Origin of the sequence: Pedobacter gandavensis (assembly GCF_032678465.1) — a bacterium.
GTDB lineage: Bacteria > Bacteroidota > Bacteroidia > Sphingobacteriales > Sphingobacteriaceae > Pedobacter > Pedobacter gandavensis_B.
In genome coordinates this window covers 179,875-200,934 of the sequence record NZ_JAVTSK010000001.1, presented here as the reverse complement: position 1 = coordinate 200,934, position 21,060 = coordinate 179,875, and the positions used below count along the sequence as shown (strand labels likewise).

The 21,060-nt window shown below is 37.0% G+C and carries 19 protein-coding genes; 12 read left to right on the top strand and 7 right to left on the bottom strand.

From position 1 onward, the window contains the following. The first annotated feature begins 596 nt into the window (after positions 1-596). Together mnmG and R2Q94_RS00760 are read left to right on the top strand one after the other, a co-directional pair. Positions 597-2,459 carry a tRNA uridine-5-carboxymethylaminomethyl(34) synthesis enzyme MnmG gene (gene mnmG, locus R2Q94_RS00765; RefSeq protein WP_316819524.1) on the top strand — a complete coding sequence of 621 codons (1,863 nt, stop codon included), beginning with the start codon at positions 597-599 and terminating at the stop codon, positions 2,457-2,459. 143 nt (positions 2,460-2,602) lie between these two features. Next, positions 2,603-4,231, top strand: a complete 1,629-nt coding sequence (locus R2Q94_RS00760; RefSeq protein WP_316819523.1) for an Ig-like domain-containing protein — start codon at positions 2,603-2,605, stop codon at positions 4,229-4,231. Positions 4,232-4,271: 40 nt separating this feature from the next. On the opposite strand, the gene R2Q94_RS00755 is transcribed toward R2Q94_RS00760, so the two are convergent. Further along, positions 4,272-4,784 (bottom strand): gamma carbonic anhydrase family protein, encoded by a 513-nt coding sequence (locus R2Q94_RS00755; RefSeq protein ID WP_316819522.1) that lies wholly within the window; start codon positions 4,782-4,784, stop codon positions 4,272-4,274. Positions 4,785-4,787: 3 nt separating this feature from the next. Next, positions 4,788-6,374 (bottom strand): L-aspartate oxidase, encoded by a 1,587-nt coding sequence (nadB, locus tag R2Q94_RS00750; protein WP_316819521.1) that lies wholly within the window; start codon positions 6,372-6,374, stop codon positions 4,788-4,790. Positions 6,375-6,774: 400 nt separating this feature from the next. On the opposite strand from nadB, the gene nadA reads away from it, so the two are divergent. Together nadA and thiL are read left to right on the top strand one after the other, a co-directional pair. Next, a complete protein-coding gene (gene nadA / locus R2Q94_RS00745) occupies positions 6,775-7,767 on the top strand; it encodes a quinolinate synthase NadA (protein ID WP_316819520.1) in 993 nt (330 codons plus the stop codon). A 91-nt stretch (positions 7,768-7,858) separates the two neighbouring features. Then, positions 7,859-8,899, top strand: coding sequence for a thiamine-phosphate kinase (gene thiL, locus R2Q94_RS00740; protein ID WP_316819519.1), 1,041 nt, complete (start codon positions 7,859-7,861; stop codon positions 8,897-8,899). On the opposite strand, the gene R2Q94_RS00735 is transcribed toward thiL, so the two are convergent. Continuing rightward, positions 8,894-10,216, bottom strand: coding sequence for a DNA recombination protein RmuC (locus tag R2Q94_RS00735; RefSeq protein WP_316819518.1), 1,323 nt, complete (start codon positions 10,214-10,216; stop codon positions 8,894-8,896). The genes thiL and R2Q94_RS00735 overlap by 6 nt on opposite strands. A gap of 151 nt (positions 10,217-10,367) precedes the next feature. On the opposite strand from R2Q94_RS00735, the gene R2Q94_RS00730 reads away from it, so the two are divergent. Next, positions 10,368-11,063, top strand: a complete 696-nt coding sequence (locus tag R2Q94_RS00730; RefSeq protein ID WP_316819517.1) for a zinc metallopeptidase — start codon at positions 10,368-10,370, stop codon at positions 11,061-11,063. On the opposite strand, the gene apaG is transcribed toward R2Q94_RS00730, so the two are convergent. Next, entirely contained in the window at positions 11,060-11,446 is a 387-nt protein-coding gene (gene apaG / locus R2Q94_RS00725; RefSeq protein WP_316819516.1) for a Co2+/Mg2+ efflux protein ApaG, read from the bottom strand. The two genes, R2Q94_RS00730 and apaG, sit on opposite strands and share 4 nt — an antisense overlap. Before the next feature lie 34 nt (positions 11,447-11,480). Next, positions 11,481-12,488, bottom strand: coding sequence for a tRNA dihydrouridine synthase DusB (gene dusB / locus R2Q94_RS00720; RefSeq protein ID WP_316819515.1), 1,008 nt, complete (start codon positions 12,486-12,488; stop codon positions 11,481-11,483). Positions 12,489-12,541: 53 nt separating this feature from the next. On the opposite strand from dusB, the gene R2Q94_RS00715 reads away from it, so the two are divergent. The 3 genes from R2Q94_RS00715 to R2Q94_RS00705 are packed head-to-tail and all read left to right on the top strand — an operon-like array spanning position 12,542 to position 14,489. Then, complete coding sequence (locus tag R2Q94_RS00715; RefSeq protein ID WP_316819514.1) at positions 12,542-13,474, top strand: CPBP family intramembrane glutamic endopeptidase; 933 nt, start codon at positions 12,542-12,544, stop codon at positions 13,472-13,474. Beyond that, the gene (locus R2Q94_RS00710) at positions 13,446-13,655 is read left to right on the top strand and encodes a DUF2007 domain-containing protein (protein ID WP_316819513.1); all 210 of its coding nucleotides are present in this window, start codon (positions 13,446-13,448) and stop codon (positions 13,653-13,655) included. Before R2Q94_RS00715 ends, R2Q94_RS00710 begins: the two co-directional genes overlap by 29 nt. 24 nt (positions 13,656-13,679) lie before the next feature. Then, positions 13,680-14,489 (top strand): phosphatidate cytidylyltransferase, encoded by an 810-nt coding sequence (locus tag R2Q94_RS00705; RefSeq protein ID WP_316819512.1) that lies wholly within the window; start codon positions 13,680-13,682, stop codon positions 14,487-14,489. A gap of 135 nt (positions 14,490-14,624) precedes the next feature. Here R2Q94_RS00705 and R2Q94_RS00700 read toward each other — a convergent pair whose 3' ends face one another. Beyond that, positions 14,625-14,837: a DUF3820 family protein gene (locus R2Q94_RS00700; RefSeq protein WP_316819511.1), complete on the bottom strand. Its 213-nt coding sequence runs from the start codon at positions 14,835-14,837 to the stop codon at positions 14,625-14,627. An 11-nt stretch (positions 14,838-14,848) separates the two neighbouring features. Next, entirely contained in the window at positions 14,849-18,190 is a 3,342-nt protein-coding gene (gene mfd, locus R2Q94_RS00695) for a transcription-repair coupling factor (protein ID WP_316819510.1), read from the bottom strand. A 113-nt stretch (positions 18,191-18,303) separates the two neighbouring features. On the opposite strand from mfd, the gene R2Q94_RS00690 reads away from it, so the two are divergent. The 4 genes from R2Q94_RS00690 to R2Q94_RS00675 all read left to right on the top strand — a co-directional run bounded on the left by R2Q94_RS00690 (position 18,304) and on the right by R2Q94_RS00675 (position 20,944). Further along, positions 18,304-18,630, top strand: a complete 327-nt coding sequence (locus tag R2Q94_RS00690; protein ID WP_316819509.1) for a DUF2752 domain-containing protein — start codon at positions 18,304-18,306, stop codon at positions 18,628-18,630. Then, a complete protein-coding gene (locus tag R2Q94_RS00685; RefSeq protein ID WP_316819508.1) occupies positions 18,623-18,982 on the top strand; it encodes a TM2 domain-containing protein in 360 nt (119 codons plus the stop codon). The genes R2Q94_RS00690 and R2Q94_RS00685 overlap by 8 nt, the downstream gene beginning before the upstream one ends. A gap of 121 nt (positions 18,983-19,103) precedes the next feature. Continuing rightward, positions 19,104-20,201, top strand: coding sequence for a Nif3-like dinuclear metal center hexameric protein (locus R2Q94_RS00680; protein WP_316819507.1), 1,098 nt, complete (start codon positions 19,104-19,106; stop codon positions 20,199-20,201). Then, entirely contained in the window at positions 20,201-20,944 is a 744-nt protein-coding gene (locus R2Q94_RS00675) for a zinc ribbon domain-containing protein (RefSeq protein ID WP_316819506.1), read from the top strand. The genes R2Q94_RS00680 and R2Q94_RS00675 overlap by 1 nt, the downstream gene beginning before the upstream one ends. Positions 20,945-21,060: the final 116 nt, after the last annotated feature.

The following is a 21,060-nucleotide window of genomic DNA, read 5'->3' as shown; positions in this document are numbered from 1 at the left end:
CTTTTATTCTAATAAGCGATTCCTCTTTTGATATAAAAAACCTCAGCTTTGATAAAAACTTTATAGTTTTTCAGCTTGTCTATGATAACATTTTGAAGAGGATAATCTGTGAATTGAGGAACAATTCAAGTCCTCCACTTCCTGGAAAATCCTTGAGTATTCAAAATCTTCGGGTCAAATTAATAAAATCAAAAACGAATAAAGTGGATGTATAGATTCTCTTATCCATAAAAATAGAGTGTGGAACATCAGAATTTCAATTAAAAGTAAAACAACAATTCTGTCAGCATTTAAAGTGATGCTTTAAATTGAATATGGTATTAAGGTAAATCATACTCTACTTTGAAAACCAAGCGTTTTAAGCTTTAAAAAAAGAAAAAATCGCCCTTTAATTAGACAGAAAGGCTACCCTTCTTTAAATGGTTAAATGAAGAAGGGCAAAAAAAGAAAGAATAAAAGGAGAACGAATTAGCGTGTCTCCGCTATTAAATGATTAATTTTAACCTATTGTTTCACGTGAAACAGTCCCTCTTCACACAGGGCTTTTCATTACGTTCCACGTGAAACAAAATTTGATTGATATAAAAACACAGGTAATGTTTAAAGAATATGATGTAATAGTAGTTGGTGCCGGACACGCTGGTTGTGAAGCCGCCGCGGCCGCTGCCAATCTTGGATCTTCAGTCTTACTGATCACCATGAATATGGAGACCATTGCACAGATGAGTTGCAACCCTGCAATGGGTGGTGTAGCAAAAGGTCAGATCGTAAGAGAGATTGATGCGATGGGTGGATACTCAGGAATTATCAGCGACAAGACTACGCTGCAGTTTAGAATGCTGAACCTTTCTAAAGGTCCTGCAATGTGGAGTCCAAGAGCACAAAATGACAGAAAGAGATTTGCAGAGGAATGGAGATTAGCTTTAGAACGTACGCCAAATGTTGACTTTTGGCAAGACATGGTCGCTAGCCTAATAATTAAAAATAATACAGTAGTTGGTGTCAAAACTTCGCTAGGAATTGAAATCAAAGGGAAGTCCGTTGTACTGACCAATGGAACATTCTTAAATGGCTTAATCCATATTGGTGAAAAGAAATTTGGTGGAGGCAGAACTGCAGAAAGATCTGCAACCGGACTTACTGAACAATTAACAGAACTGGGATTTGAAGCAGGCCGAATGAAAACCGGCACCCCACCCCGCATAGACGGAAGATCATTAAACTACTCCGTAATGGAAGAACAATGGGGAGATGAAAACCCAGGCCGATTCTCCTACACAAATGTAGAACGTCCCACAGAACAACGTTGCTGCTGGATCACCTATACGAATGCAGAAGTTCATGAAACTTTAAAAGAAGGATTCGAAAAATCACCAATGTTCACCGGTCGTATTAAAGGATTAGGCCCGAGATATTGTCCGTCTATTGAAGACAAAATTAATCGTTTTGCCGAAAGAGAAAGACACCAGATATTTGTAGAACCAGAAGGATTACACACCTGTGAAATTTATGTAAATGGTTTCTCCACTTCTCTACCAGAAGATGTACAATATAAAGCGCTCACTAAAATCCCAGGATTTGAAAATGCTAAAATGTTCCGCCCTGGCTACGCGATTGAGTATGATTATTTTCCACCTACCCAACTTTCTTTAACCTTAGAGACGAAAATGATCAGCAATTTATTCTTTGCAGGTCAGATCAACGGAACCACAGGATATGAAGAAGCAGCGAGTCAAGGTTTCATTGCCGGAATCAACGCACATCAAAAAGTAAACGATCTACATGAACTAATCATGAAGCGTTCTGAATCCTACATCGGGGTACTGATTGATGATTTAGTGACTAAAGGAACAGACGAACCTTATCGCATGTTTACCTCTAGAGCTGAACACAGATTGTTACTCCGTCAGGATAATGCCGACATCCGTCTCTCTCCTATCGCCCACCAGCTGGGTTTGATTAGTGACGAACGTTTGGAATTGGTTAAACAAAAAGTTGAAAACTCGGATGCAATTGTTGCCTTTGCTAAAAAGCAAAGTATTGATATGTCTGAAGCCAATGAAACACTGGAAGAATTAGGTACCAGTACACTGACACAAAATGTAAAAATAGTAAGCTTACTGGGTAGACCACAAGTCGGCATAGAAGACATTAGAAAGATAAGTACTCCATTCAGATCATACCTTAGTTCATTCGATCAGGAGACAATAGAACAGGCGGAAATCAAAATCAAGTACGAAAGCTATTTTGAAAAGGAACAGGAAATTGTAAACAAAATGCAGAAGATGGAAGACAAAGACATCAATCCAGATTTTGATTATGCACAACTTGGATCCCTATCTAAAGAAGCGAGAGAGAAATTATTGAAAATCAAACCCCGTACTTTAGGGCAGGCATCAAGAATATCTGGTGTTTCACCATCAGATATCTCAGTTTTAATGGTTCATATGAGTAAATAAAACGTAACACACTGATAAATAGCCGGTTATATTTAATTTTTAATGAAATATAACTGGCTCATTTAAATGAGTTTTAAGGGTCTTTTAAAATTTTTTAATGATATATATTAAAAAGAGTAATAAATTTAATACAGCGCATATAAATGGCCAAAAATAGCATTCTATCGAACTTCAGGCTTTTCACTTCCCTCCTACTGCTATCATCGCTAATATATAGCTGTGCAAGCATACAGCAACCACAAGGAGGTCCGCGTGATACGGAAGCTCCTAAGGTATTGAGTATGGAGCCAAAAAATTTTACAACAAATTTTAAAGAAAAAAAAATCCTTATTGAATTTGATGAATATTTCAAACTTCAAAATGAAGCTAAGGAATTTTCAATCTCTCCTGAATTGAAAGTACCTCCTATATTAAAGGTTAAAAAGAAACTGCTGGAAATCTCTTTTCCTGACAGCCTTGAAAAAAACACAACCTATACATTGAACTTCGGGAAGCTGATAGCGGATATCAACGAAAACAACGTCCTTAAGAATTTTTCATATGTATTTTCAACAGGTCCGAAACTCGATTCCTTAAGCATTAAAGGTAAAGTCACAAATTCTGTAACCGGCGAGCCGGAAATTGAAGCCGTTGCATTTATCCTTCCATTGGAAAGAGATACCCTCTTAGGAAAAGGAAGACCATCAATTTATGCACTAACGGATAGCAGTGGAAATTATAGTCTCAACAATTTAAGAGAAGGTACTTACAAAATTTATGCATTAAAAGAAAAAGGTGGAGATAAAATCTACCAGCAAAGTACAGATGAAATCGGTTATATTAAGGAACCAATCGTACTTAAAAAAAATCTCGATTCTGTAAATATTCAGGTATTTAAAGAAAATGCCTCAGTATTCCGAATTTTGGATAAACGTTTAAATCCAGATGGAAGCATCAGTTTTGCCTTTAATCAGAAATTAGAGAAACCGGAAGTTACGGTGATCGAACCTGGAGACCTGAATGCTAAGAAATATGTGAAATTCAGCAAACACAATGATTCTTTAAAAATGTGGTTAACTGATTTAAGTTTCGATTCCACAAAAATCAGCATTAAGGATCAGGGAAAATTATTGCAAACTACCACCATTAACAGAGGGAAAAAAGAAACCTATAACAGGGTATTGACTGCAACAGATAATCTGGAAGATCGGACCTTAAATCCTAATAAAGCTTTTAAACTCACCTTCAATTTTCCTATTTTAAGTACCGATATCAATAAAATTCAATTGCTTGAAGATTCCGTTCAAAGGACAAATTTTACACTTGAAAAAGATAGTACAGATTTTCTCTCCTACTATATAAAATATCCATGGCGTGTTAAAAAATCATATGAACTGAAATTTGAAGCAGGTGCTTTTACTGGAATATTTAATACGAAAAATAAGGAATTCAAGAAAGAGTTTAAAGTTGGAAGTAAGGATGATTATGGTACCTTAATTCTAAAACTCGTTGTTCCAGAAAAAGATAAAAGTTATATAGTAGAAGTAATCGATGCCAATAAAAATCCAGTAAATTCCATTGTGATCACTAAGGACACTACTGTAAGATTTAACAATTACAAGGCAGGTAAATATTTTACCAGAATTACTTACGACACGAACAAAAATAAGAAATGGGATACCGGAAACGTAGCTGAAGGCACACAACCGGAAAAGATATGGAATGAACCCAAAGAACTCTCTATCAGAGCCCTTTGGGAAAGAAATGAAACCATCAATATTCCAAAAGAATAAAGAAGCAAACCCTGAACTTAACTGTTAAAACAGATCTGTTCTATGATTTAAACCAGTCGGCATACATAATATAATTGTCTGGTAACTTATTCAATAAAGCCCGTTGCTCTTCAGTAATGGGCTTTATTTTTTTTGCTGGCGTACCTGCATATATATATCCAGTTTCACAATGTGTATTTTCCAATACAACAGCACCTGCGGCTATAATACAATAGTCTTCCACGATTGCATTATCCATTACAATTGCACCCATACCGATGAGAATATGGTCTTTTAATATACAGCCATGAACAATGGCATTATGCCCCACAGAAACCCTGTTACCAATCACTGTTGCTGCTTTTAAATACGTAGCATGAATTACTGCTCCATCCTGGATATTACTATCGTTTCCAATTGTGATGCTATTCACATCACCACGGATCACTGCATTGAACCAGACAGAACAATTATTTCCCATTCTCACATCGCCAACAATCGTTGCATTAGGTGCAATAAAACTATTTTCACCCCATTGAGGATGCTTATCTTTAACTGGTAATATAACCGCCATAACTTAAAAAATTGTATCATTTAATTGTGCTGAATGCACTGGATAATCAGTAGTATAATGTAAGCCTCTACTCTCTTTTCTTGCCTTGGCAGACTTAATTATCATAAAGGCCACCTGTATCACATTGCGCAATTCGCAAAGCTTTACCGATACTTTATTGGCTTTATAAAAAGCTTCAGTCTCTTCATGGAGCAAAAATAAACGTCTCATTGCACGATCTAATCTAAAATCAGACCGTACGATACCTACATAGTCGCTCATTAATTTCTGAGTTTCCCGTAAATTATGTGTCACTAAAATATCTTCATCAGATTGTTTTACTCCATCGTCGTTCCATTCCGGGATGTGCTCAGGAATCACATTGTTTTTAAAAGTAGCAATAGCATCTTCATAAATACGATGCGCAAATACAGGCGCTTCAAGCAAAGAATTTGAGGCCAAACGATTTGCGCCATGTAATCCTGTTGAAGAACATTCACCGCAGGCATATAAATTTTTGATAGAAGAACGTCCGTATTCATCTACCAAAATTCCACCACACATATAATGAGCTGCTGGCGTAACCGGTATTAAATCTTTAGTCATATCTATACCTATAGATAGACACTTCGCATAAATGTTCGGGAAATGGGCTAATATATCGCTCTTTTTACGATTAGTGATATCCAGATATACAAAGTCTTCTCCAGATTTTTTCATTTCAGAATCAATAGCACGAGCCACAATATCCCTGGAGGCCAGCGATCCTCTTGGATCGTATTCGTACATAAATTCCTCTCCATTCTTTCTTTTGAGTACCCCTCCATAACCACGAACAGCTTCAGAAATAAGAAAAGCAGGATACTCTCCAGGATGATATAAAGCCGTTGGATGAAACTGAATAAATTCCATATTCCTTACTTTTCCTTTTGCACGATACACCATCGCCATTCCATCCCCAGTTGCAATTACAGGATTAGTAGTACTACTATACACATGTCCTGCTCCACCTGAAGCCATGATAGTCACATTAGCTAGTATCTTTTCCACATCGTTACGCTCTGTGTTAAAGGCATATATACCATAACAGTGGATATCTTCAGAACTCTTATCCACATGCACACCCAAATGATGCTGAGTAATTAACTCCAAACAGAAGTAATGTGTTAATATCTCTATGTTTTTATTCTGATGAATCTGCTTTAATAAAACACTTTCAATTTCATATCCGGTGACATCTTTATAGTGTAAAACACGATTTTCAGAGTGGCCACCTTCTTTTGCCAAATCATAAACTCCGGTCTGATTTTTATCAAAATTTATCCCATAATCAATAATTTCCTGAATTCTTTGTGGCCCTTCTTTTACAACAATCTCTACTATCTCTCTGTCACACAGTCCATCACCGGCAATTATTGTATCTTCAATATGTTTTTCAAAAGAGTCATCTTTATCCACAACAACTGCTACGCCACCTTGCGCATATTTTGTATTTGACTCATCCTCGTTTGATTTTGTAACTATTAAAACTTTGCCATGCTGAGCTGCTTTTAAAGCAAAACTTAAACCCGCTATACCCGACCCTATTACTAAAAAATCTACTTTTCTCATTGAAATTAAGCTACTTCCCTTACTTTGTTAACAACGTTGATATAATTGTTAATTTCTTGTCTAAACATATAGAACAAATATTTTTGAATGTTTAAAGCTAAGCTAAAAAGGGAATTTGCCACAATATTTTCAGTTATTTTTGAGCAACTTTGCAGAGGTTATCCACTTTTTACACACAAACTAACAATACACATATTACTATGGATAAGTTTTGAGGGAGAAAAATAAAATACTGTAGATCAGCTGATTTTTAGTTTAAAAAATCAACTTATTTGTGGATAACTTATTGATAACTCAAATATTCGCCTAAAAAAAAATAATTTACAAACGTTATTAACACACTAATAAACAATAGAAGTCTATCTATATTAAATAATTATAATTTATTGAACTGTTGAAAATGGATACATTTGAGGAATTAAATAGAAAAGGTTTTGTCGAAGAAAAGATTGATCCTACACTTGATCTTTTCGTGGAAATCGAAAAACTAAAAAAAGAAAAAAATGCTATAGTGCTGGCGCACTACTATCAAGAGCCTGATATTCAGGATATTGCTGACTATATTGGGGATAGTTTAGGACTATCACAAGAAGCCGCAAGAACTGATGCTGAGATGATTGTATTTGCAGGAGTGCATTTTATGGCAGAAACGGCCAAGATTCTTTCTCCTGAGAAAAAAGTTTTGTTGCCGGATTTAAAAGCAGGCTGCTCGTTGGCCGATAGTTGTCCGCCACACCTGTTTAAAAAATTCAAAGAAAAGTACCCGGACCATGTGGTAATTACCTATGTGAATTGTACGGCAGAATTGAAGGCTTTGAGTGATATCGTTTGTACTTCTACGAATGCAGTACAGATTGTAGAAAGTCTTCCGAAGGATACAAAGATCATTTTTGGTCCTGATAAAAATTTAGGTGCCTGGGTGGCTAAAAAAACGGGACGGGATTTGGTTCTTTGGAATGGTGCTTGTATGGTTCATGAAATTTTTTCGAGAGAAAAAATTACGAAATTAAAAGCTCGTCACCCGAATGCGAAATTTATTGCGCATCCTGAATGTGAAGAGACAGTATTAGAGATGGCTGATTATATTGGATCAACCACAGGATTATTAAAATATAGCACCAATAGCGATGCTCAGGAGTTTATTGTAGCTACGGAAAGCGGCATCATCCATCAGATGGAAAAGGCAAATCCGACAAAAACGTTTATTCCTGCACCACCAAATAATAACTGTGCGTGTAATGATTGTCCTTATATGAAAAGAAATACTTTGGAGAAACTCTATTTATGTTTAAAAAATGGTAGCCCTGAAGTAACTGTTCCTGCTAATATTATTGTTGAAGCACGGAAACCAATTGAAAAAATGCTGGAGATTTCCGCATCCTTAGGTTTATAGTTTAAAATAAACGGATTTTTTCGATGATTACTGCGTTCTTTTATGAAAAATAAGCAGTCTAATAATTTAAAATTAAATAGGTATAATAAATATGTTTGAGAATAAAGATCGTACTGATATCGGAGAACTTGGAGAATTTGGTCTGATTAAACACCTGACTGAGAACTTTAAAATTAGGCATGAAAGTAGTATTAAAGGGGTTGGAGATGATGCTGCAGTGTTGAACTTCCCAGATAAAGAAGTGTTGATTTCTACAGATTTATTGTTAGAGGGCATACATTTTGACCTGGCTTATGTACCCTTGATGCACCTGGGTTTTAAAGCTGTTCAAGTAAATCTGAGCGATATTTATGCCATGAATGGCATTGCTACCCAGATTACTGTTTCCATTGGAATTTCCAGTAAATTTCCTTTAGAAGCCGTTGAAGAAATATATAAAGGCATAGAGCTGGCTTGTAATAAATTTAACATTGACCTGATTGGTGGAGATACTTCATCCAGCAAGCAAGGTCTGGTTATTAGCATTACGAGTATCGGTTATGCGGATAAGAAAGATGTGGTTTACAGAAGTGGTGCACAAGAAGGAGATCTTTTATGTGTTTCAGGCGATTTAGGTGGTGCATATGTAGGTTTACAAATTCTGGAAAGGGAAAAGCAAATATTTTTGGAAAACCCTAATATTCAGCCTGATCTGGAAGGAAAGGATTACATTATTGAGCGTCAGCTGAAGCCGGAAGGAAGAAGGGATATTGTTGATTTGTTGGCTCAGATGGAAATTGTACCTACTTCTATGATTGATGTTTCTGACGGTCTTGCTTCAGAAATCATGCACATCTGCCAACAGTCGGAAAAGGGATGTACTTTATATGAGGAGAAGATTCCAATTGACCCAATGACCTATGAAACAGCACGTGAACTAGGTCTGGATCCAACGGTTTGCGCATTAAATGGTGGAGAAGATTATGAATTGCTATTTACCATTAAACAAGCTGATTATACCAAATTAAAACACGACGTAGATATTAGTGTGATTGGTCATATTACAGATAAAAATTCTGGTTGTAAAATGATTTCCAAATCCAATGTGGTTCATGAATTGAAAGCACAGGGATGGAATGCTTTTAAATTATAAGTCTTCCTCTTCTACAATTACTGTATCTAAAAATTTGGTGTCAATTTGCTTCGTCGTTTTGGCACCTAATTTTTTGATCTTTTCTGAGGTATTCGCCAGGTTTCCTGTTCCGGTAGAAAGTTTGTTTAAAGCTTTATCATAAGCATCCTGACTTTGTCTGATGTTTCTTCCAATACTCTCCATATCTGTTAAAAAACCCACAAATTTATCGTACATACTGCCGCTTAATCTGGCAATTTCCAATACATTTCTATTTTGTCTTTCTTGTTTCCAAATACTGGCAATAGTGCGTAAAGTTGCAAGTAAAGTAGAAGGACTAACTAATACTACTCTCCTGTCCCAGGCGTAGTTGAATAATTCTGTATCTTGTTGAACTGCAATGCCAAATGAAGATTCAATGGGAATAAACAGCAATACAAAATCTGGTGAATTGATTTGATAGAGGTCCTGGTAGTTCTTACCCGATAATCCCTGGATGTGGTTTTTTATAGAAAGGATATGTTGTTTCAAATGATTTTCCCTCTCTACTTCATGCTCTGAAGTAACAAGTCGCTCGTAAGCCACAAGGGAGACCTTAGAATCAACGACAATGTGTTTATCATCCGGTAGATCAATGATGACGTCAGGTTGCATCCTGTTACCTGTTGTTGTGCTTAAATTGGCTTGAATTCTATACTCCCTATCCTTAATTAATCCTGAACGTTCCAATACCTTTTCCAGGATAACCTCACCCCAGTTTCCTTGTTTTTTTGAATCGCCTTTAAGGGCTTTCGTCAGGTTATTTGCATCCTCCTGAATCTGTTTGCTTTGATCCATCAGTTGGGAAATTACACCTTTCAGGATATTACGCTCATCGGATTCTGATTTGTATACTTTTTCGACCTTCTCTTCAAATGCCTTTATATTTTCTTTAAATGGATTGAGAATGAGATCAAGATTATTTTTGTTTTCCACTGTAAACCTGGCTGTTTTCTCTTCCAGTACTTTATTGGCAATATTTTCAAATTCTAATTTGAAACGTTGTTGTAAATCAGTAATATATAATTCCTGTTCAGCTTGTTTTTCTCGTTGTGCTGCTAAAGTCTCTTCAGATTTGATGACTTTACTACGTTCTAATATAAAGTTGTTTCGAAGGTCATTCAGTTCATCTTCCAGTCTCAATTTTTCCTCTTTTAACCAGTTTAAAGATTTTTGATGTTCCTCCTCCTTTAAAGCAAGCAAGGCAATATGTTGATTTCCGGCAACTGGTTTTTTTAAAAAGAGAACAATAAGCACTACTAATATTATGATCAATAAGACTATTATTTCAGTTTCCATACTAATTTTTTTATCAAAAATGTAAAAATAAAAGTGAACCTGCAAGCAGGAATGATGAAAAATCAAAGGAGCTTTAAAAAAATATTTTTAATGAGTGGAGATTTAGGCTCGTTTTTTGATTTGTTATAAATGAAAAACATACACGACGGAAATGGGAACTTATTTATTTTTAATAATCCCGATATTACTGATTAGCATGTACGTACAATGGAAGTTTAGAACTAAATTTTCAAAGTATACTGAAATGCGTTTAAGTTCGGGATTTTCGGGAAAAGAGGTGGCGGAAAAGATGCTTCATGATTATGGAATATATGATGTGAGGGTGATGAATGCTGATGGACAGTTAACGGATCATTACAATCCTCAAGATAAAACAGTGAATCTAAGTACAGATGTTTACCATGGGAGAAGTGTAGCCGCAGCAGCAGTTGCAGCGCATGAATGTGGACATGCAGTACAACATGCCAAAGCCTATCATTGGCTGCAACTAAGGACAAGTATGGTGCCTTTAGTGAGCATTTCTTCCACGTTATTGCAATGGGTATTAATTCTTGGTGTTTTATTAATTGGCTTTACCGGAAATCCTTTTGTATTGAGCATTGGGGTAATTGGCTTAGCCTTGCTTACTATTTTTAGCGTGATTACCTTACCTGTAGAATTTGATGCCAGTAACCGGGCTTTGGTATGGTTGAAGAATAACAATGGAGTGATGAATACTCCTGAAGAAAATAGGCAGGCCAAGGATGCACTTTGGTGGGCAGCAATGACCTATGTAGTAGCCGCATTGGGCGCTTTAGCCAACCTTGTCTATTATGCTTCTATGTTATTTGGAAGGAATAAATATTAATTGAGACGATAAGGAACAATCAGGTTAAACTCTGGGATAGCTACTGTAAAATCAGTTTCATCAACGATCCGGTGCATGAGGTAATTTCCTTTCATTGCGCCCATATCTGTATTTAAGTGACTTCCGGAAACATAGGTATAGCTGGTACCAGGCTCAATCAAAGGTTGGATACCCACTACTCCTTCTCCTTCTACTTCTCTTTCAGTGCCATTAGAATCGAAAATAAACCACTGTCTCCTCATCAATTGAATCGCATAATCTGATAAATTCTCAATAGTAATCTGATAAGCAAACATAAAATGCTCATTACCAGGATTAGAATATTCATCCTGGTACATGGTTTCTACGGAAATTTTAACGCCCTGAGTGATTGCTGTAACCATTTTAAAGTAATATTTAAGGATTGTTTTTCAAAAATCAAGCCATTTCTCCATCAGGGTAAATGTGATGATATTTATCTGCCACTTCGTCCAAAATGCTATGAATTGTTTCTATATTTTCTTCTTTTACCAATAACATTCTATAAGGTTTGAAATCGGGTAAACCTTTAAAATAATTGGCATAATGGCGTCTCATTTCAAATACCCCAACCCTAGGTCCTTTCCAGTCAATAGATTTTTCAAAATGTGTTCTGCAAACATTTACGCGTTCTTCTACTGTCGGACCTGCAAGAATTTCCCCTGTTTTGAAAAAGTGTCTGATTTCCCTGAAAATCCATGGATAGCCAATGGCAGCTCTCCCAATCATAATACCATCTACTTCATATTCCAGGCGCCAATCTGCAGCTTTCTGGATGCTATCAACATCCCCATTTCCAAAAATGGGAATCTTTATTCTTGGATTTCTTTTGATTTCACGGATTAAAGTCCAGTCGGCCGAACCTTTGTACAATTGTGCGCGGGTTCTTCCGTGAATAGTTAGTGCTTGAATTCCAACATCTTGTAAGCGTTCGGCAACTTCTTCCACATTTTTGGTCGTATCATCCCATCCCAAACGGGTTTTAACGGTAACTGGCAGATGGGTTGCTTTCACAACAGCTTCTGTCATTTTTACCATTTTGTCAATATCTTGTAATAAAGCAGATCCTGCACCGCGACAGGCTACATTTTTAACCGGACAGCCATAATTAATGTCCATCAGGTCTGGTCCTGCCAGGGTAGCGATCTCTGTTGCTTCTCTCATATGGTCGATTTCGCTACCAAAAATTTGTATGCCGATTGGACGCTCATATTCGAAAATATCCAGTTTAGCTCTGCTTTTAGCGGCATCTCTAATGAGCCCTTCAGAGGAGATAAACTCAGTGTACATCATGTCCACGCCGCTTTGTTTGCATACAAAACGAAATGGGGGATCACTTACATCTTCCATTGGTGCAAGTAATAGTGGGAACTCTCCCAGATCAATATTTCCTATCTTTACAGACATTTCTCTATCTTCAAACCTAAAATCAAAGGACAAAGGTACAAATATTACGAATAATGAATTTTATAGAAAACGAAAGACCTGAAAAAAGTCCTTATGTACAATTACTTACCCTAGGTATTTATGCTGTTGCTGGACTATTGCTCACTTATTTGTTTGCCATAGGGCTATTGTATTTTTTGTATGGTGAATTAATCGATCCAGATTGGTTGACTCCAGATAATCCTAAATTCATTACGGTATCCAGGACATTAATTTCCTTACAGCAATTGGGTCTTTTTTTGTTTCCCGCCTTACTATTAGCCTGGGGAGAAAGACAGCGAATTTCTCGATTTTATGACTTTAAGCCCACAAGAACGGTTTTTTTTATAGTGGTTATTCTAATGATGGTATGTGCTATGCCTATATTGGAATGGGTAACACAATTTAATCAGAAAATGGTGTTACCAGAATTTTTAAAATCAGTACAAGCATGGATGAAAGTCCAGGAGGATACTGCTATGGCGACTACACTCGAGCTTTTAAAAATGAAGAATGCTGGAGATTACTTCATAAATATTGCCCTGATTGCATTGTTACCTGCCATTGCAGAAGAACTCATGTTTAGAGGAGCAATTCAGCGATCTCTGGGAAGAATGTTTCAAAACCCACATCTGGTAATTTGGCTTACTGCTTTTATTTTCAGTGCCATCCACGTTCAATTTTATGGTTTTTTACCTAGATTATTCCTGGGGGCAGCTTTCGGTTACATCTATTTCTGGACCAGAAGTCTGTGGTATTCCATATTTGCCCATTTTTTAAATAATGCTTATGCGGTTACTACAGCATGGTATATGCAAAAAAACAATATACCTTTGTCCGAATCTGATAAAACCACCTATTTTCAATGGTATGGTTATATCATCAGTGCGATTTTAACTTTTCTGCTATTCAGATATTTAAAAAATAAATCAACAACAGATGGAAAACAATTGGACAAAAGTATTTAGTACAGACTCTCCTTTTACAGCCGAAATATTGAAACAAGGCCTACTGGAGAATGATATACCTGCAGTTGTCATGAACCAACAAGATTCTTCTTATAAGGTTTTTGGCACCATCCACATCCTGGTACATCCAAATGATATAGAAAAGGCTAAAGCTTATATTAAAGATAACGACATCGCTTAAATTACCACAATTACACCTATATACATGAAAACAAGAGCGATTACAGCTTTCTTTTTTACCATAGTAATGTTAGGCTCTATGTTTTTAGGACCTTATGTTTATTCTGGTTTTTATTTATTATTGAGCCTGGCGGCATTATGGGAGTTTTATAAACTGATTAAAACAACTGGAATCAGACCACACCGGAATATTGCAATGCTGGTAGCCGGATTAATTTTTTTGATGACAGCTGGTTACCATTTTTTAGAGTTTGAAACGAAGTTTTTGCTCCTGTTGATTCCATTGATATTTGCAGTATTTATCTCTGAACTTTATAAAAAAGATAAAATACCATTTGCCAATATTTCTTATACTTTCGTAGGTTTCATGTATGTAACCATACCTTTTTGTTTCTTTTATGCCCTGGGTTTCATCGGGCATGTTCCTGAATATAGTTTCCATTTACCATTGGCCTTTATGCTTATGCTTTGGGCAAATGATACCGGTGCTTATCTTTTTGGTTCAAAATTTGGAAAAACAAGGTTATTTGAGCGTCATTCTCCAAAAAAATCATGGGAAGGATTTTTTGGCGGGGTTTTGACCAGTGTACTGGTCGCTTATCTCCTTTCTATTTTCTTCACAGAACTCTCATTTCCAATTTTAGGAGGAATGGCAGTACTGATATCCAGCTTTGGAACATTAGGGGATCTGGTAGAATCTATGCTGAAAAGAAGTTTAAATGTGAAAGATTCCGGAGATATATTACCTGGTCATGGAGGACTATTAGATAGATTTGACGGATTGCTGATGTCGGCACCTGTAGTGTATGTCTACCTATATCTGATTTTGTATTAAGAAAAGGAGAGCGTTTCAGCTCAAGGATCTATCATCAATAAAAAAGCAGCAGACCTCTCTGCTGCTTTTTTATTGGCTTTATTTAGATAAAATAAGCGCTTTTAAGCGATTATCTCCGGAAAGAGAGGAATTCACCTATCTTCTTTTCAAAGGCTGTAATAAGTATTCTAAACCATTCAATTTGATTTCATACAAAGTGGCTAGTAGTTCGCCAAGTTTTCCAGCCGGGAAACCCTTATTGTGAAACCAGATCAGGTAAGATTCAGGAAGGTCACACATGGTTCTGCCCTGGTATTTCCCAAAAGGCATTTTCATGGTCACCAGATCATTTAATAATTGAGGATTCATAATTTACCCTGTTAATTAGCCACCATATTTAGCATCTCTACTGCTTCATCTACTGTATTCAGATTTTCAAAAGCAATACGTAGCGAGTTTTTCACTTCTTTTAAATTACAAATTCTTGGATGCATCTGTGCAAAATGCAAAATCTGGTTAAACATTGTCGAATCGAAGAAAGAAGACTGCTTATCAGCGATGAAATAACCACGCAATATTCCTTTTTTAAAACTCAGCTTCTCAAAAGCTAGCTTCTTAGCTACCCATTGTAAACGCAATACATTGAGCATGGTTTTTACCGGCTTAGGAACAGGCCCAAAACGATCTTTCAATGCATTTTCAAAAGCTTTCAACTGTGTTTCATTTTCCAGTTTAGAAAGTTCTGTGTACAGGTTATATCTTTCCGTAATATTTGTCACATAATCATCAGGGATAAACATCTCCAGATCGGTATCTACCTGTGTAAAGGTGACAAAAGGACGAGTAGGTTCATCTTTAAATAAATCCTTAAATTCATCACCTTTCAATTCCTGGATGGCTTCATCCAAGATCTTATGATACATTTCGAAGCCAATTTCTGCTATAAAGCCACTCTGTTCTGCTCCTAAGAGGTTTCCACTACCACGGATATCCAAATCACGCATGGCGATGTTAAAACCACTGCCCAGATCCGAAAATTCTTCTATTGCACTCAATCTTTTTCTCGCTTCAGAGGTAAGTGTAGATAATGGCGGACTTAATAAATAACAGAAAGCCTTTTTATTGGATCGTCCTACCCTGCCCCTCATCTGGTGTAAATCACTCAGACCAAACATATGAGCATGATTAATGATGATGGTATTCGCATTTGGAATGTCCAGACCAGCCTCAATAATGGTAGTGGCCACCAATACATCTTTTTCTCCATTGATAAAATCAAGCATCACGTCTTCAAGAGCGTCTCCGTCCAGTTGTCCGTGTGCAATTCCAATTCTTGCTTTGGGAACCAGACCCTGGATCAGTCCGCCTAACTGTGGCAGATCATTAACCCGGTTATGGATAAAAAATACCTGTCCGCCTCTATCCAGCTCGAATTGAATGGCTTCCTGGATCAATTTATCATTGAATACATGAAGTTCAGTATTTACAGCCTGACGGTTAGGTGGTGGTGTACTCATGATCGAAAGATCTCTTGCCCCCATCAAAGAGAAATGTAGTGTTCTCGGAATCGGTGTAGCTGTTAAGGTTAATGTATCCACGTTTGCCCTTAATACCCTGAGTTTTTCTTTGGAAGTTACACCAAATTTCTGCTCTTCATCAATGATCATTATGCCCAGATCTTTGAATTTAACGTCTTTACTCAGGAGTCTATGTGTTCCAATTACAATGTCTACTTTACCTTCGGCTACTTTAGCAAGGGTTTCCTTGATTTGTTTATTCGTTTTGAAACGATTGATATAATCTACCGTACAAGGGAATTCCTTTAAACGGGCAGAAAAAGTTTTAAAATGCTGTAATGCCAAAATAGTGGTTGGTACCAATACTGCCGCCTGTTTGCCGTTGGCAACAGCTTTAAATGCAGCTCTGATCGCAATTTCTGTTTTACCAAAGCCCACGTCACCACAAATCAGTCGATCCATTGGGTGCGGTGCCTCCATGTCTTTCTTAACGTCCATAGTGGCCTTTTCCTGATCCGGGGTATCTTCATAAATGAAGGAAGCTTCCAGTTCTGTTTCCAGATAGCCATCAGGATCAAAAGCAGTACCTTTCTGAGTTTTCCTCAAAGCATAAAGCTTAATCAGGTCTCTGGCAATGTCTTTAACTTTTTTTTTAGTATTCTTTTTGAGCTTATCCCAGGCTTCTGTGCCTAGCTTATTCATTTTTGGAGCAGTTCCATCTTTGCCACTGTATTTGGCAATCCGGTTTAAGGAGTTGATGTTTACATACAGCAAATCATTGTCAGCATACACCAGACGAATCATCTCCTGTGTTTTTCCACTAACCTCTACCTTCTCCAAACCGGCATATTTTCCAATACCATGGTCAATATGGGTCACAAAATCTCCAGGTTTCAGGTCTCTTAATTCTTTCAAAGTAATGGCCTGACTACGTTGGTACCCTCTTTTCAGTTTATACTTATAGAAACGGTCGAAAATCTGATGGTCGGTATAAAAGGCCACATTTTGATGTGGATCCAGGAAACCTTCTCTCAAAGCCAGGTGGACTGGAGTAAATTTGGCGGTTTTATCGATATCCTCTAAAATCGCATACAAACGTTCTGTTTGTTTTGGCGAAGAGCTGAAAATATAATTATGTATCCCCTGCTTCTCATTTTCTTTTAAGTTATGAATGAGCAGATTGAAGTCCTTGTTGAAGGATGGCTGCGGTTTAGTATCAAAAGAAAATACATGCTCTGTTTTATAGAAAAATTGCTTTCCAAATTCCAGCAATGCAAAATCATGCACCATATCGGCCATCATTTTCTCATCAGTAAAAGCAAATTGTGGATCAATCCAGTCCAGGTTTTCAGATTTCTCTTTGGCAGGCAAAGCCAGCCAGAGTTCTTTTGCTTTTTTATAACCACCTTTAATAATGTCCAGACTAAATTCTACGTCTTTAAACCAAAGAAGAGTATCTTTTTCTATGTAATCTAATAGATTAATGTTGCTTTCTGTAAGGTATTTGGACTGTACATTTGGGATGATGGTAAAACTTTTTACATCTTCTACCGAAAGCTGACTTTCAATTTCGAAAGTCCGGATACTTTCTATCACATCTCCAAAAAATTCAATACGGTATGGTAAATCATGAGAGAAAGAGAAAATATCTACTATCCCCCCTCTAATTGAGAACTGACCAGGTTCATAGACAAATTCCGTACGTTCAAAATCATAATCGAATAGGAATTCATTGATGAAATCAATGCCCAGTTTCGTTTGGACGGCAATCTCCAGCGTATTTTTCTCCAGTACACTCCTATTAATTACCTTTTCAGCCAAAGCCTCCGGGTAAGTCACCACAATCTTGCCATATTCTGAATGGTGATTCAGCTCATTGAGTACTTCTGCCCTGGCCAATACATTTGCAGTATCTACCTGGGTGAATTCAAATGGTTTACGAAAGGATGAAGGAAAAAGCAGCACCTCTTTATCAAGGATACTTTCCAGATCGGCCATGAAATAAGAAGCCTCTTCCCGATCAGGAAGTACGAATAACATGGGCTTATGTAACAGAAAATAAATAGCAATAGCTATCGTTGCATCGGCAGAACCAACTAAGCCTTTTAGTTGAAGTTTATTACCTTTACCCGCGTTGAGGGCTTTTGCCAATGCGACAATGCGTTCGTCTGTTTTGTAATTATTAATTAGGTCACGGATGTTCACTATGCAAAGGTAAGATTTATGATGAGCTTAAATGTAACAAAGTCTCTAATAATCAATCTTAAATACAAACGAGATTAAGCGTATTGATTTCGGGATTGATTAAAGTCTATTTGATGAAAACGCTACAGCACATACCTTTAGAATTGGTCTTTTGGATTATAGCCCTGGTGTTGCTCGCAATAGCAGAGCCCATTGCGCATGGGCATGTTCATCATTTTACGCTTTGTCCATTGGCCAATTTAGGAATAGATTGGTGTCCCGGTTGTGGAATTGGAAGAGCAATTACACAATTGTTTCATGGAAATGTTAGGGAAAGTCTCGCGCATCACTGGTTTGGAATACCTGCCTTGATGATCATTGTACATCGGATTATAGAATTGATTAATAAAACAATAGATAACAAAAGAAAATTAAAATATAAGGAGGAGAGATATGTTTGATTCACCGTTTATGACATTGCCGGGTATCACACCCCAGGAATATTCGTACTTGCAGGCAGCAACTACCGGATTTAGTGAACAACAGTTGAGAGGGTTTTTAATGATTTACGGAAGTAAAAGAAGAAATCCTGATGATATGGTATTGTATTGTATCCTAGGTTTTTTTGTTCCAGGCTTACCCAGATTTTTAACAAATCAAATCGGAATGGGGGTGCTTTATTTCTTTACGATGGGTTTATGTTTTATAGGGACTATAATCGACCTGGTAAACCATAAAACCTTGGCTATGGAATATAACCAGCGCATGGTTTTTGATAGTTTACAAATGGTTAAAATGGGAAATATCCAATAAAACCTTTACGGGAAAAAAGCCGGTGCCATTTTTTGTACCGGCTTTTTTGTTTTTCAAATGCTAGAAAGCCGGAAAATGATTAAGTTTATTTTATGCGGTTCAAATCGTAAATTTACAGCTTATGAGATTATCCATTTTAATAGCACACCTGGAAGCATTTGCACCGCTGAATTATCAGGAAGATTATGACAACTCCGGCTTACTGATCGGGCAGCCTGAAATGGAAGTACATGGGGCATTAGTGGCCCTGGATTGTACGGAAGACATTGTAGATGAGGCCATCTCACAAAATTGCAATCTCATCATTACCCATCATCCTATTGTTTTCATAGGATTGAAAAAGATCACTGGAAAAACTTATGTGGAAAGGGTAGTGCTGAAAGCCATTAAAAATAACATCGCTTTGTATGCCATCCATACCAATCTGGATCATGTAAAATATGGTGTCAATGGTGTTATTGCAAAGAGACTAGAGCTAAAAAATGCCAAAATACTAAGTCCTAAAGGCGCACTCTTAAAAAAACTGGTTACTTTTTGTCCGATTGAACAGGCAGAAGAGCTGAAAGATGCGCTTTTTGCTGCAGGAGCAGGACACATCGGTGATTACAGCGAATGTAGTTTCAATGCTTCCGGGACGGGAACCTTCAAAGGAAATGAACATACCGATCCTTTTGTTGGAGAACCGGGAATTCGCCATCATGAACCAGAAATCAGGATAGAAACGGTTTTTATTGCTCAAAATGAACGAAAAATCTTATTGGCTTTATTGGAAAATCATCCTTACGAAGAAGTTGCCTACGATATTTATCATTTGGAAAATAAACTGGATACCGTAGGGGCCGGTATGATTGGCTGGCTGGAAGAGGCTATAGACGGACGCGCATTCTTAAACCTGGTTAAGGATAAGATGGATGCGGTGGTCATCAGACACACCAAATTACTGCCAAAAAAAATCAGAAAGGTCGCAGTATGTGGTGGTTCCGGAAGCTTTCTGCTGAAAGAAGCAATTGCTGCGGGAGCCGATGCTTTTGTAACCGCCGATTTTAAATACCATGAGTTTTTTGATGCCGACGAAAAATTAGTCATCGCAGATATCGGACACTTTGAGAGTGAACAATTTACATCTGATTTGTTGATAGATATTATTCAAGAAAAATTTCCTAACTTTGCAATCCGTTTAACGGAGCATAACACAAACCCCATAAATTATTTCATTTAATGGAACAAACTGTAGAGCAAAAGCTAAAAGCTTTATACGAATTACAAACCCTGCATACTAAGATCGATAAAATACGTCAAATCCGTGGTGAATTACCAATGGAAGTAGCTGATTTAGAAGATGAAGTTGCTGGCCTGGAAACACGTATACAAAAATTCAAAGGCGAATTGGATGATACTGAAGATGCCATTGTAACGCGTAAAAACATGATCAAAGAAGCTCAAAACTTGATCAAGAAATATGAGACCCAGTTAAAAGATGTTAAAAACAACCGTGAGTACGATGCCCTGACAAAAGAGGTAGAAATACAAACGCTTGAAATTCAGGTTTGTGAGAAGAAGATCAGAGAGTTCGGATTTGACATCGCAACAAAAAATGAGGTTTATGAAAAAGCATTAGCTGATTTAGAATCAAGAAAAAAAGATCTTGAAATCAAAAAAGGCGAGTTGCAAACCATTACTGCTGAAACGGAAAAAGAAGAGCAGGCCCTTGCTAAAAAATCTGAAAAAGCAGAAACGTTAATCGAAGAGAGACTTTTAACCGCTTACAACAGATTGAGAGGAAATGCAAACAATGGATTAGCAGTAGTTACAATTGATCGTGATTCATGTTCAGGTTGTTTCAACCAGATTCCGCCTCAACGTCAGCTTGACATTCGTCAACGTAAGAAAATTATCGTTTGCGAACACTGTGGAAGAATCCTTGTGGATGAAGCACTAACACAAGAAGTAGCTCCAGTATAAGTATAAACAATCGAATATAAAAAGGCCGGAATCTAATTCCGGCCTTTTTTCGTTAAGCCGGTTTTTTATCTTTGAAACATTGTCGCCAGATTGTTGTTAATCCTTATTCTTTCTAT

Excerpts from the sequence above, each read along its gene's own strand:
- mnmG (WP_316819524.1), top strand. The coding sequence starts at position 597 with ATGTTTAAAGAATATGATGTAATAGTAGTTGGTGCCGGACACGCTGGT.
- R2Q94_RS00760 (WP_316819523.1), top strand. The coding sequence starts at position 2,603 with ATGGCCAAAAATAGCATTCTATCGAACTTCAGGCTTTTCACTTCCCTC.
- R2Q94_RS00755 (WP_316819522.1), bottom strand. The coding sequence starts at position 4,784 with ATGGCGGTTATATTACCAGTTAAAGATAAGCATCCTCAATGGGGTGAA.
- nadB (WP_316819521.1), bottom strand. The coding sequence starts at position 6,374 with ATGAGAAAAGTAGATTTTTTAGTAATAGGGTCGGGTATAGCGGGTTTA.
- nadA (WP_316819520.1), top strand. The coding sequence starts at position 6,775 with ATGGATACATTTGAGGAATTAAATAGAAAAGGTTTTGTCGAAGAAAAG.
- thiL (WP_316819519.1), top strand. The coding sequence starts at position 7,859 with ATGTTTGAGAATAAAGATCGTACTGATATCGGAGAACTTGGAGAATTT.
- R2Q94_RS00735 (WP_316819518.1), bottom strand. The coding sequence starts at position 10,216 with ATGGAAACTGAAATAATAGTCTTATTGATCATAATATTAGTAGTGCTT.
- R2Q94_RS00730 (WP_316819517.1), top strand. The coding sequence starts at position 10,368 with ATGGGAACTTATTTATTTTTAATAATCCCGATATTACTGATTAGCATG.
- apaG (WP_316819516.1), bottom strand. The coding sequence starts at position 11,446 with ATGGTTACAGCAATCACTCAGGGCGTTAAAATTTCCGTAGAAACCATG.
- dusB (WP_316819515.1), bottom strand. The coding sequence starts at position 12,488 with ATGTCTGTAAAGATAGGAAATATTGATCTGGGAGAGTTCCCACTATTA.
- R2Q94_RS00715 (WP_316819514.1), top strand. The coding sequence starts at position 12,542 with ATGAATTTTATAGAAAACGAAAGACCTGAAAAAAGTCCTTATGTACAA.
- R2Q94_RS00710 (WP_316819513.1), top strand. The coding sequence starts at position 13,446 with ATGGAAAACAATTGGACAAAAGTATTTAGTACAGACTCTCCTTTTACA.
- R2Q94_RS00705 (WP_316819512.1), top strand. The coding sequence starts at position 13,680 with ATGAAAACAAGAGCGATTACAGCTTTCTTTTTTACCATAGTAATGTTA.
- R2Q94_RS00700 (WP_316819511.1), bottom strand. The coding sequence starts at position 14,837 with ATGAATCCTCAATTATTAAATGATCTGGTGACCATGAAAATGCCTTTT.
- R2Q94_RS00690 (WP_316819509.1), top strand. The coding sequence starts at position 18,304 with ATGAAAACGCTACAGCACATACCTTTAGAATTGGTCTTTTGGATTATA.
- R2Q94_RS00685 (WP_316819508.1), top strand. The coding sequence starts at position 18,623 with ATGTTTGATTCACCGTTTATGACATTGCCGGGTATCACACCCCAGGAA.
- R2Q94_RS00680 (WP_316819507.1), top strand. The coding sequence starts at position 19,104 with ATGAGATTATCCATTTTAATAGCACACCTGGAAGCATTTGCACCGCTG.
- R2Q94_RS00675 (WP_316819506.1), top strand. The coding sequence starts at position 20,201 with ATGGAACAAACTGTAGAGCAAAAGCTAAAAGCTTTATACGAATTACAA.